Origin of the sequence: Bacillus sp. FSL K6-3312 (assembly GCF_038007485.1) — a bacterium.
Taxonomy (GTDB): Bacteria; Bacillota; Bacilli; order Bacillales; family Bacillaceae; genus Bacillus; species Bacillus pumilus.
The window spans coordinates 398,156-412,227 of record NZ_JBBOXI010000001.1 but is presented as its reverse complement, the minus strand read 5'-3'; the positions used below and the strand labels follow the sequence as shown (position 1 = coordinate 412,227).

The window sequence follows — 14,072 nt, the reverse complement described above, 5'->3', positions numbered from 1 at the left end:
CTTCTCCTCCTACACCCAATCCAAAATTTGAATCTTGTTTTTTTCAGTCCAAACGCCGACATCACCTGTCGGATAGAGGTATTCGCCTGTTTGATGTTTGAATGGATGCGGAATTTTATGCGTCTCCATCCAATCGGCAAGCTCTCCGCAAAGTGCCTTGATATCCTCTGCACCGATAAAAATATCTCCAGGAAACCCTACCGGCATGAGCTGATGCTCTTCGCTCAGGACATAGATTTCTGTCTCACACGAAGGATCATGCACACCTGAGTAGACCTCTTCTTGATCTGGGTACAGCACGCTGACTTGTGCGTTTTTCGCCCAATCGGTGATCATCCACTCTTTTTCTTTATTTGTCACGATCGTGAAGGAAGAGAGTGGTGTCTCCACTTGTTCTGTCATGGCTTCAAGTGTGTGGACCAGCTGCTGCATCAGCGATTGTATTTGTTTTTCTTTATATTGATTGAAGCGGTATGTGACCCGAAGCTCCAGCGTATCTCCCGGGACAGCCACAAGGGTCAGGTCATAGTTTGTTTCTTCATGACTGGCTATGTCTAAGATCCGTACACCATACGGCTCTACAGTTTCAATCGGGTAGTTTTCAAACACGACAATGCTGTTAAACAATGATTCTCCATTCGGAATTTGGGTCATCTGCTGAATATCTGGCAGTACGGTATACTCGAATTCTCGCATGTGAAAAACCGTTTCCTGCGTCTGCGTAAGCAGCTCGGCAATGGTCCTATCTGGTGTGATCGGCAAACGGAGCGGCAAGGTGTTAATAAAGAGACCTGTCATGCTTTCAACCTCTGGTAAGTCCGCCGGCCGGCCAGATACTGTGACACCGAACACAACATCCTCTGAGCCTGAATGAAGGTGCAAGAGCAGACCCCATGCCGCCTGAATCAGTGTGCTCATCGTGACCTTCTGTGTCCCTGTCATTTTCTCCAGCTTTTCCTGCATTTCAGGCGTCAGTTTGATACTAATTTGATCAATACCTGCTCCTTCATCCGAAGCTTGCTCTCCGTCTCCTGGAAGTGGTGTGACTTCCTCTACTCCTGACATATAATGTTTCCAGAACTCTTGCGCCTTCTCTTGATCCTGCTTTTGCAGCCACTCGATAAAATCTTTATATGGACGCACAGCAGGAAGGTTCATCTCTCGTTCATCCACAAGCGAGCGATATATTGAAAAGGATTCCTCAATCAAGCCGAACAGGCTCCAGCCATCAATTAAAATATGATGAAAGCTAAAAACAAACGTGCAAGTTTTCTCATCACGATGGAATAAAGCAATTCGAATGAGCGGTTCAGCCGCATCTTCTAATTCAAAATCCTTTGAGCGATCGGTTTGTAAATACTGCTCAATGGTTTCCTTCTGATCCATTTCACTCAGGTGGCGCACATCGTGCTGAGTGAGGTGAATGCTTCCTTCTGATTGAATCAATTGGACAGGCTCCTTTAGCCCCTCCCAAGCAAATCTTGTCCGTAAAATCGAATGACGTTCCACAAGCAGATTCCATGCTTTTTCATAGGCTTCGCCGTCCGTTAAGCCTTCGAGTGTCATATGCACCTGGCCAAAATACGCCTGTGATGCTTGATCTAACAGTGCATGAAACAGCATCCCTTGCTGCATCGGAGATAACGGATACACATCTACCACATTGTCTGGAAGCTCATCTATTTGCTTTTGCGTAAGCTGAACCATTGGAAAATCAGATGGCGTAAAGCCACCTTTTGCCTCTACACAATGCGTCAAAATGTCCTCCATTTTTTCTTTAAATCGGTCAGGTAACTGACGCACCTCTTCCTCCTGAAGCAGTTCACGATTGATCATAAAATTCATCTGAAGCTGACCACTGACAACGTATCCGTACACATCGATCAAATGCTGTCTTTCTGCTTTTGGGTCATGTACATGTCCATTTCGCTCATCTGCTATATACAGATTTGCCTCACCATCTATTTGATCTAACTGTCCAAGGTAATTAAAGCTCATCTGCGGCGCTGCCGTTTTAAGGAAACGAGATGCTGTCATGTATTGAAGTAAGCCATAGCCGATGCCCTTTTGCGGCACAGCTCTTAAGGTTTCTTTGACATCTTTAATTTGTCTCTCAACATCGGTTTGAATAAAAGGAATAAAAATAGGATAAGAGCTTGTAAACCAGCCGACTGTCCGTGACAAATCCATCTGTTCAAATAAATCCTCGCGTCCGTGCCCTTCTAACGTAATCAGTATTGGCTTTCCAACAGCTTGCGCAAGTGCTGACAGGAGTAAATCGTTGACCTCTGTTCGGTACGCTTGTGATGCGTGCCTTAGTAAAATGTCTGTTTGATCCTTCGTCAATTGAACAGTCAGGATCTCTGCATGTTCTTCTATATTGAAAAGCGCAGGTCGTTGAAAAGGAGAACCTTCTTCCTCTTGATTCATGATCTTTTCCCAAAAAGGAACCTGCTCTTGTAATTGATCAGTTTGTGCATATTCATAGAGTGCCTCTGCCCACTGCTGATAGGAAGCGGTTTTCTTTGCAAGCGTGATCTCCTGCCCTGCCGCAGCCTGCTTCAAACCATTTAATACATCTTCCTGTATAATGCGCCACGATATTCCATCCATCACAAGATGGTGGGCTGCGATAAAGAGTTCAGACGTACGATCACTTGTCTGAAAAAGAATGGCTTTGATCACTTCTCCCCGCTCTAATGACAGTGTTCCTTGACAAGCGCTTGTCTCCAAGCGGATTTGATCCAGCGCTTCCTCATGAGAAACATTCGTCAAATCAAAGAATGTGACACAAGGGGTGATGCCAGGCGCACGAATGGTTTGAATCCATGTTCCGTCTGCTGCTTTTGTATAAATCGCTCTCAGCATATCGTGATGATCGACAAGCTTTGAAAGAACTTGTGATAACTGCTCGGGTTGTATAGATTGCTTGAATTCAATATGAGCTGATAGATTCCAATAATCTTGGTTTGTCATCGATTGCTCAAGGAACCAAGATTGGATTGGAAGCAGACGAACATCTCCTGTAACAGGTGATTGATCATAAGACACAGATACATCTGCTTTTTTCATAGCGCGTGCCAGCTGTGAAATGGTCTGTTTTTCAAATACATCTCTCGGCTGTATGATGTAGCCTTCCTGTGATAGGCGTGCCACCATTTGTATGACAATAATAGAATCTCCGCCAAGCTCAAAGTAGTTATCATGAACACCAATTGAAGGAGTGCCAAGAAGCTGAGTCCACACTTTTTCCAGCACTCGTTCTTCCTCACTGAGTGCCTGATCTGTTGGTTTGTCTGCTTCTTCCTGTCCCCACACTGGCGGCGGGAGACGCTTTTGATCTACCTTGCCGTTTTGCGTGAGCGGCAGTTCCTCGAGCTCTATGAATAGGCTCGGTACCATATAATCTGGCAGTCTATCATTTAATTTGCGGCGAAGGTCTTGCTGGGTCCATGCACCTTTTTGGACAAAGTAACCGATGAGGCGCTTATGACCACTCCCGTGCTGATGCGGAATGACCGCACATTCTATGATGTCTTCAACACTCAGCATAGCGACTTCAATTTCTCCACATTCGACGCGATGTCCGCGGATTTTCACTTGATGATCGATTCTTCCAAGGCAGTCGATGATGCCATTTGGGAGCCAGCGGCCCATATCACCTGTTTTATATAAACGCTCTCCTTTATGGAAAGGATGCGGGATAAATGATTGCGATGTTTTTTCTTCATCTCCAAGGTAACCTAGTGCCAGCCCTGTTCCCCCAACATAAATCTCTCCAATGACACCTTGCGGAACCGGCTGCAACTGGTCATCTAATACATAGGATTGTGAATAAGCAATTGGCTGACCGATAGGGACGGTCGTCTGCCCTTCGTCTAATGAGTGAATGTGATGCACACAAGAGAACGTCGTGTTTTCAGTTGGTCCATAGCCGTTTAAAAGCCCTTCAGGTAAATACGGTAGTGCCTTACGAATATGAGCAGCTGAGAGCGCATCACCACCAACCAATAATGCATCGAATCCAGATAAAGCTTCTGGATGTTCCTCTGTCAATCGGTTGAACAGCGGCACTGTCAGAAATCCTGTTGTGATCTTGTATGATGTCAGCGTGTCAGCCAGTGTATCCATTGATAAAACCGTATTTCGATCGGTGAGAATCAGTCTTCCCCCGTTTAGAAGAGCTCCCCATATTTCATACGTAAAGGCATCAAAGGAGAAGCTGGCGATTTGTAAAATACGCGTATGTTCATCAAGGGTGACATAATCTGTTTCACAGACAAGCCTGATGACTGCTTGATGCGGGATCAATACCCCTTTTGGCTGTCCAGTTGATCCTGAAGTGTAATTGATATAAGCGAGTCCATCAGGTTTTAAGGCAGCAGGTATGAGTTCTGCTTCTGATAAAAATTCTTCATATCCCTCATCAAGACAAATGAGTTCGGTTTGACTGATGGACACTTTTTTCAGCCATTTATTTTTTGTCAGTAACAGCTGAATACCTGTATCCCTCAGCATATAATCAATGCGTGCATCTGGATATTCAGGATCAATTGGCACATAGGCGCCTCCTGCTTTCACAATCGCCAGCACCCCAAGAATCATTTCAGGCGACCTATCGATGAGCAGCCCTACTGGTTCATGCGGTGTGACACCTCGCTGCTGCAGAGAAGCCGCAAGCCGGTCGACTTTCTCTTGTAACACACGATACGTCCACTGCTCTTCCCCGAATTCGAGAGCGATGGCATCGGGTGACTTTCTCACCTGGGCTTCAAACCGGTCCGTGATGAGAAGCGGGCCTGCTGGCTGATCTGTTTTGCCGCTCCATTCATAGAGCAGCTGATGCTTCTCTTTTTCTGGCAGGTAATTCATTTGTCTAATCGGCTGTGCTGGATTTTCACAAATACGCTCAAGCAGATGCTCGTAGTATCGAAGGAACCGGTCCATCGTATCGTCAGAAAATAAGTCCACATCATACTCCAGTTTTAATTGAAGACCCTCCGCTCCTTCAAAAACAAACAGAGATAGATCGAATTTGGCGGTATTGTTATCTTCAATGGCTAAAACAGATGTCGCCTCTCCCATCGGAGAAGCCTCAAGCGGCAGATTTTGCAAAACGAACATGACCTGAAACAGCGGCTGTCTGCCAGCCTCACGTACAATATTCAGCTCATCTACGACCATTTCAAACGGCACATCCTGATGCGCATAGGCGCCCATTGTTGTTTTTTTCACCCGTTCTAATAGGTCAGTGAAAGCAGGATTCCCGCTATGATCGATCCGAAGTGCCAGCGTATTGACGAAAAATCCGATGAGCTGCTCCATCTCCGTCCGATTTCTCCCAGCAATGACTGACCCAATCACAAACTCATCCTGTGAAGACAAACGGTGAAGCAATGTAGAAAAAGCGGTCAGTAGCGTCATATAAAGGGTACTATCTGTTTTTTTAGAAAGCTCAGCCAACTGCTCTGAAAGCGACTTCGACAGGTGGTATTTTTTCGTTTTTCCCTTGTAGGATTGAACGGCTGGCCGCGGGTAGTCATACGGCAAAACCAAATCTTCTACAGGGACTGCAAATTGCTCCTTCCAATAGGAAACCTGCTTTTGCAGCGTCTCTCCAGTCAAATACTCCTTCTGCCATAGGGTGTAATCCGCATATTGAATCGGCAGTGGTGAAAGATCAGGTTCTCGGCGGTCAATCATCGCTGTATACCATTCAGACAGCTCTCTTGCGGCAATCCCAACCGACCAGCCATCTGACACAATGTGGTGAATGGACATTAGCAGCAAATGATCTGTTTCCGACAGACGAATCAGTTTTACCCGAAAGAGCGGATCACGCTCTAAGTGAAAAGGTGTGCTCGCCTCACTTTTTGCCCATTCAGCCGCTTTTTGTTCTTTTTCTTCCTGTGACGTCAGATCTGATAGATCCACCACTTCAAGCTCTGGAAGGGTCATATGCTCATGGATGATCTGCACCGGTTCATCGCCGCTCATGGTAAAGGAAGTTCTAAGCGACTCATGCCTTTGCACCATTTGCTGAAGACTGCGCTGAAGCACCTTCACATCTAAAGGGCCATTCATCCGAAAGGAAATTGTATTATTGTAAAAAGGCAGATCAGGCTGTAATTGATAGAGAAACCACTGTCTTTGCTGGGCATAAGACATCGGAATCTCCTGACCCTTTGCCATTTTCCGCACCTGTACCGCTTCATCCACTTTTGCATGCGAATCGATCCATGCCGCTAATTCCCCAAGTCTCGTATGCTCAAAAAGAACAGCGAGCGGCACGTCAAATCCCATTCTTTGTCTCACCGCAGACAGCATTTGCGTTGCCTTGAGCGAATGACCCCCGAGTAGAAAGAAATGATCACCACAGCTGACATTTGAGACATCAAGCAACTCGGACCAAATGCTTGCCAACAGTTTCTCCGTCTCCGTTTGAGGCGCTCTGTCCTCGGCTTCCTGGCCACTTTCCTCAATGAGTGCTTTGAAATGCGCTTCATCCGGCATGCCATCCTCTGATTCTTTCCAGTATTCCTCAGGAAATAGATGGACGGAATATTCACCAGATAGATGAGTCTGCAAACACGTATAAATGGACTGATACAGCCGTTCTTCAATGGCTTTTGTTTTGTCGGTTTTGTAAAAGACATACACGGCTTTCTCTGTTCGGCTCTCCGCATGAAGCATCTCTTGAATGTCCTGCTTCGACCGATCTAATCCCATATAAATGAGAGGTGCATCTGTCATCAAACATGCCAGCATCGTCTGCAAGCCCGCCCGCTTCGGAATCGGAAGATAGCCTCTTTCTTTTAAGATGCCTTTGATCATCGAACCCTCGCTCATGCCGATCTCATCCCACATGCTAAAGCTAAAGCAGTACGGCTTCACGGTAGATGTCAGCCTCTGATAATGAGCGAATTGTTCAACGAACTCATTGGCAGCGCAATAAGCGCCTACGGTCATCCCGCCCTTTAACGTTCGTGCTGATGAGCTAGAAAGAAATAAGACGTTCTCCCGTTTAGAAGCCGCTTCATGAAGCGCAATCGTGCCATATACCTTTGCTTCGTACATCGCATGTAAGGACACAGACGTCATGTCAGCAAGCAGCTCTTCTTGAATGATGCCAGCGAAATGAATCACGCCATGCAGCCTTTTGCCCCGAGCCACCTCTTGTCTTGAGATGAGCGCTTCAATACCTTTTGCGTCCGTCAAGTCCACTTCTTCATAATGAACAGTGCCGCCGCGTTTTTCCGCTTGTTTCTCAAGTGAGGTCAATACGTCTTGCTGCTCCGCAGATAAAGCTTCTCGTGCCTTTCTTCCAAGCAGCACAAGATGCGCTTGATAGGATGTTAGAAGATGCTCACTTAGCATCCGTCCTATTCCGCCAAGCCCGCCTGTCATCACGTAAAGCCCCGATGATTCAAATGGCGGTTTTTTCCTCTTTTGTTCCCTTTCCAGATGAAGCGGCGCTATAAGAGGAATATAACGAACACCTTCGCGATAAGCAGCGACATGATGACTTGTGCCATGTATGAGCTCTGTCATGATCGCCGATACATGAGAATGACCAACCGATTCTGTTAGAGAAAAATCAAGACATCGCACCTTGATAAACGGCCATTCATGCTGAACAGCTGTCATCAATCCCGCTGTTGTTGCTTTTTCCACATGATGTACTTTGTCTTCTGGCAAATTCATCGCATGAGCGGAGACAAAGGTCATCTCTACAGGTTCCTCATAGGCGGCGATCGCTTTTGTTACATACAATGCACTCATGCTGCCAGCTTTCTGTGCTTCCTTCGCTATTTCCGCTTGTAATGTGTCTTTTTTGTTTGTGTAGTTCCAAAGGTGAATGATTTGTTTCACCGAAACGCCATACGAACGGAGCGCCTCAAAGAGTTGTTCGTAGTCTGACGGCCGATTCGGGTGGATGATGAAGTGAGTGGGTGTGAGTTGTGTGAATGCTTGACCCGGCTCAACCGTGATATAGGTTTGTTCATGGTTTGAGAGGAATTTCAATTGATCTGCAAGCCCTAACTCATCTGCAAAGATCACCATGTCCCCTGCTGTTTGCTTTTCGGTTTCATGAAGCGGAGCGGGTGTCCACTTCTTTTGATAACTCCAATCAGGCAAGGTGTGTTCATTTTCAAGTCTGATGTCCAGTTCCTTGATGATTTCGTCGAATTCACCTTCCTGCCACCTTGTCTTGAGCTGTGCCCTTTCTATTTTTCCAGAGCTTGTTTTCGGAAAGGCATGCTTCTGGACCGGAATAATCCTTGATGCATAAAGACCCATTTTTGTTGCAATATGGGTTTTGATATGCTGGCTAGCCCTCATGATATAAGCAGGCTCATACAGCTTCGGTGTAAAAAAGAGAATCAGTTCATCGGATGCAGATGCCTCCATCCGAACGGAGCAAGCTGCCACAAAGCTTGTTTCTACGCCGGGTACTTCTTCTGCCATGGCTTCAATTTCATAGTTGTGATAATTTTTCCCGTTGATGATGATCATGTCTTTTTCTCTACCGGTTAATGTCAGCCTTCCTTCATGCAGAAATCCTAAATCACCCGTGTGGAACCAGCCTTCTGTTTGAAATACCTCTTGATTCGCTTCGTCATTCTTGTAATAGCCCTTCATTGTCGTCGGCCCTTTGATTTGCACGCTGCCAATATGATCTTCGGGAAGAAGCTCATGCTCATGGTTGACGATACGAATCGTGATACCCGGAATCGGTTTCCCGAGCTCTGTAAAGCTGACGGTTCCTGTCTCGCGTGCCTTCGCTGGTCTTAGCTGCTCTGTCAGCGATGTTTCTTCAAAGGTCAGCACCCCGCTGTTTTCATCTCCCCGCTCAATCGCAAAAGAGAAAACAACAGCTGATGAGATTTCTGACATGCCGAATGCCGGTCTGATGACGTCTCCTTTTAAGCCGTGCGGAGCGAGCAGGTGTAAAAACCGGTGGATCGTCTTCGGTACGACCGCTTCTGCCCCATTGATCATACAAGTCATAGCAGAAAGATCCCAAGACCCTGAAGAGATTTCTTTCTCATAATCATTGATCATCGCAAATGCGAAGTTAGGTGCCCATGTCTTCGTTGCACGATAGCGGTCCATCCAGTCAAGCCAGCACAGCGGCTGAGCGATGAAGTCATCTGTTCTTGCTCGAATTTGCTCACAGCCTGTGTACACATTGACAAGATGGAACATGACAATGCCGCCAATATGATCTAATGGCATCCAGTCTAATGAGACATCTTCTTGTGTAAACCCATTGGCTGCCACTGTTCCTTTGACATTTGCCAGCACACTTCTATGAGAATGCTCTACGCATTTGGGCATCCCTGTACTTCCAGACGTTAAGATAAAAAAGACGGAATCATCGGGCGTGACTGGGTGTGCTTCTAGATCTCTTTCTAAAGTAAGCATTGGTTCAACGGCTGCAACACGTAATTGATCTGTATGCCACAGTAAAGCTAATCCTTGCACCTCATCAATCAGCGAGTCATCTGTGAGAATGAGCGGATGCTCCAGCAGGTTCCAAGCGTGATGAAGCTTCTTCACTGAGGCGTTCATTTCCCGATAGGTCGGGGCTGCTGATACAAGTGTTGGGACAAATCCGCCTAATACACATGCCCAAAAGGCCGTGACCATCGCATGATTCGATGAAAATTGAAAGAACACAGGATCTCCTGGCTCAAGCCCTAGTGCCCTTAAACCCGTCAACACCCGCTCGGCATCCTCCTTTAACTGCGCGTAGGATTGCGTGAGCTCGTTTTCACTATTGATGATATAAGTCAGCCCATTTGTTGTTTTGGCTGCCTCAGTTAGAGCGTCCTGCAAGGTTTGAGCTCCTGCACGAACATCTATATCCCCTCCATAGGAAATGGCTGGGGGCATGTCCGCTAAAGCAGGTGAAGCCATTTGCGTTTGTATCCATTCAACTGCGGCCTCCTGCTCCATGTGATGGTCTAGAAATAAATGAGAGAGGTGATATGGCCGAGGTCGAATGGTTTTTTCACGAGAAAAAACAGCGAAGCGTTCGATTTCGTTGGTTTGTAAAATGGTATTCTGTACATCTTGTAAAATCGTATCCATTGATTCATGTACATTCGATTGATTAATGATTGATGGTTTCATATGAGTTCCTTCCCTTTTTTGTCAGGCAGGGCTGCCAGTGTGCACCCCTGCCTCATCTAAAGTTTACAAGACTATTTCTTTATTTTTATGATGGACTATTTCTTTAATTAGCTGTGCATTTCGGGCGGCACATTCTTTGTTTTTGAACATGTCAGCGTGCTGACCATAGCCTTGATATTGTCGATAAGCGCCGGTCGTCGCAGCTTCCCAATGTTCCATCCATTCTGGTATCGCAATGTGCTCTTCGGATTGGATAAAGTCAATGTCTGCTTGTATCTCTCCTTGGTTCACCCCCTTAACAAAAGTTTCATAGTAAGCCCTCGTTTTTTGAGCAAGCGCGTCTTGAATGAGCTCCGCTTGGGCAAGTTCACTTTGCTTCGACTGATGGACGATCGCTGCGATATCGTCATCAATGGATCGTCCTTCTAAATCACTTTCTCCTATTTTCTTATAGGAATCGATCATGATGACTTTTTCGACGGTACGCCCTGCTTGTTCGAGCGATTGAACAAGCTCAAAGGCTAGGTAGCACCCGCCAGAGTAACCCATCAAAGTCAGCGGCCCTTCAGGCTGAAGGTGCTCGATATGCTGAACGTATTGCGTGATTCGGTGATCAGCTTCAATAAAGTCAAAGGCGATCAAACGAACACCATCGAGCGTTTTTGCGGCTTCCTGATAGATAAAGCCATAGCCTGGTAATGGCGGTAGAGCAAAGACTGTTGGCGTTTGAGATTCATTGAATACAAGATAGCCGGCGGCTTCCTGATCCTGCTGTTGAATATAACGGCTGATTGCTTCAATGGTAGGCGTCTCAAACAGCAAGTGAATAGGCATCTGAACATCGAATTCCTTCGACATCTTGGATAAAAGCGACATCGCTTTTAATGAATGTCCGCCAAGCTCAAAGAAATGGTCATCTGTGCTGATATCTTCTCGTTCAAGCACTTCCCGCCACATCACAAGTAACTTTTGTTCTACCTCATTTACCGGAAGCTTCACATGACGGTTTCCTTGAGGCACCTCTGGCTTTGGCAGCTGACGTTTATCAACCTTTCCATTTGGCGTAAGTGGCATTTTCTCAAGTCTGATCAGCTCATGAGGCTGCATGTAAGCCGGAAGTTTTTCCTTCAGCCCTGATTTGATCACATCCAGTTTATCCTTCCACTCCTCCTCACACGTCATATAGGCGAGCAGCCTTGTATGCTGCGTGTTATGCTGATCAGCTATAAGGGCCACTTGTTTTACACCTGGATGCATGAGAAGGTGGGCTTCAATTTCTGTCAGCTCAATTCGGTGACCGCGAATTTTCACCTGATCATCCACTCTGCCTGCATACTCAATCAAACCGTCCGTTCGAAAATAAGCCAAGTCTCCTGTACGATACAGCCTTTCTCCCGCAGCGAATGGATGCGCGATAAAGGCTTGTTTTGTCAGATCAGGACGATTCAAATACCCCTTCGCAAGCCCTTTGCCGCTCAGACAAAGCTCTCCGACCATTCCAATCGGCTGAAGCTGCCTGTGCTGACTCAATATATAAGCACCCGTCTGGTTGAGCGGCTTTCCGATTGGAATCGAACGGGCTTCCATCGGCAGAGCCTCATCGACTGGATAATAAGTGGCGAATACTGTTGATTCGGTTGGGCCATAGACATTGATGAGTCTGCCTTTCCCCATGACAGCAAAAGCTTTCCTCACATGCTGTACCGATGCCCGCTCTCCGCCGAATAGCACCTTGCGCACACTGCGCATCCAGTCGGTTTCTTCATCAACAAGGAGATTAAATAATGCCGTTGGAACAAACATGACAGAAATGTTTTCCCTTTTAATCAATCCCGTCAGCTCGCCCATGTTTAAAATGGTCTCTTTTTTCGGCAAGACAAGCTTCGCTCCGTTTAAAAGTGCGCCATACACATCAAATGTAAAGCCATCAAATACGCTGTTGGATAATGACAGCAGTGTATCTGTTTCTGAAATGGTTAAGTAGTTTGTATTTTTGACCACCCGGGCAATATTCGAATGGGTCGTCATGATGCCTTTTGGCTGACCTGTTGTACCAGACGTATACATGATGTAAGCCGTATCGTGTAAACCTGCTTCAAGCGGCAGATTCTCTGAGCTCATCAGTGAAATTTCTTGATCATCTGCAAACAGATACTTTCCATCAAACGCAAGTCCCTTCACTTGACCGATAAAGGATGAGTGAGTCAGTAGATGCGTTGCCCCGCTGTCTTTAAGCATGTATTGAATGCGGCTTTCTGGATAATCGGGATCACTTGGCACATAGATTGCACCTGCTTTTAAGACAGCCAGCAGGCTGACAATTAGTTCAGGCGTGCGGCCGGCTAAAATGGCGATGACCGTTTGATGCGTGACCCCATTTTTTTGCAAATGTCTTGCCAATCGGTTAGCTTGTTCATTCAGCTCCGCATATGTCATCGTGTGCTCACCTGCTGATAATGCGACCGCATTCGGCTGTTTGCGGACATTATGCTCAAACCATTTCGACAAATATAGCTGGTCATGCTCAAGCTCGGGCGCATTCCATTCCTCAAGAATCAGCTGCTTTTCCTGTTTCGTGACAAGTGTAAATGTATGAACCGATTGATCAGGATGCTTGATCGCCTCGCTCATCAATAGACTCAGCTGCTCCTTTAACCGTTGAACAAATTGAGGATCAAATGCTTTTTTGTTAAAGGCCAGCTTCAATTGCAATTGTTCTCCTGGTGATGCCAGCAAATTGAGATCATAGTTCGATTTTTCATACACATTCATGTTTTCCACAGTAAATCCTAACCGCGCCTCTTGCTCGTCCTTCTTTGCGGCTGGGACATTTTCAAACACGACAATATGATCAATGAGTGGCTGATGACCTGTCTTTGCCTGAATATCATAAATCGGAATATATTGATGCGGCTCAGCCGCAAGAGACTGCTGCTGCGTTTCTGACAGAAGAGAACGGAATGTCATGTCATCTGTCAGCTGAATTCTTCTTGGGATGACATTGATGAACAAGCCAACCATTCTGTCAACACCAGCCAAATCTGCCGGACGCCCCGACACAACCGTGCCAAACAGCACATCATTTGAACGCTGATACCTGCTCAGCAGAATTGACCAAACCGATTGCAGCACACTGCTTAACGTCGCATTTTGCTGGAACGCTAACTCTGATAAAGCAGCCGTTTCTGCCTTACTCATCGACCATTCCAATTCGCCTAATTCATGTTCATTCGTTTGCTTTCTCTGTTCTTTAAAGGTAGATTGTCCATCAAATCCGGCTAATGATTGCTGCCAATATTGAAGTGATGCTTGTTTATCTTGTTTTTCAAGCCATTGAATATATTCTTTGTACGGTTTAACCGGTTCCAGCTTGTAAGGGATGTCATGTAAAAGGGCATGATAAATCGCAAATAACTCCTGCACCACAAGCCCAAAGCACCAGCCATCAAGAAGGATATGATGATAGCTCCATATCCAGCGATAGCTGGCAGGGCCCGTTTGGAAAACAGTTGCCCGCATGAGAGCATCCTTCGAAAGGTCAAATCCTCTCAGGCGATCCTGTTGTTTAAATGTCTCAAGACGTACAAGCTGTTCGTCTTCAGAAAGATTCTGCATGTCCACCACATCAAGCGTAAAAGGACGTTTCTTCAGTACCACTTGGACAGGGCGCTTCACTTTTTCGTGGAGAAATACGGTACGAAAAATATCGTATCGCTCCACGATGACATTCATGCTTTTCTCAAGTAAGTCATGACGCAGTGTGCCCTTTACGTTCATATCCATTTGCTCTACATAAAAGCCCTTTTCTTGGTGATGGAGGGTATGAAACAGCATGCCTTCTTGCATCGGTGACAGATAATACATATCTTGAACTTGATCCCTTTTAAATGAACTCATCTATTTCATCCTCCCTTCCCGTTTTTATGACTGAT

2 protein-coding genes are annotated in these 14,072 nt (G+C 46.1%); both read right to left on the bottom strand.

Annotation, left to right across the window (positions count from 1 at the left end; genetic code table 11):
* Nucleotides 1-9: 9 nt before the first annotated feature.
* A complete protein-coding gene (locus MHI11_RS02045; RefSeq protein WP_340960303.1) occupies nt 10-10,140 on the bottom strand; it encodes a non-ribosomal peptide synthetase in 10,131 nt (3,376 codons plus the stop codon).
* 63 nt (nt 10,141-10,203) lie between these two features.
* Nucleotides 10,204-14,037 (bottom strand): non-ribosomal peptide synthetase, encoded by a 3,834-nt coding sequence (locus tag MHI11_RS02040; protein WP_340960302.1) that lies wholly within the window; start codon nt 14,035-14,037, stop codon nt 10,204-10,206.
* Nucleotides 14,038-14,072: the final 35 nt, after the last annotated feature.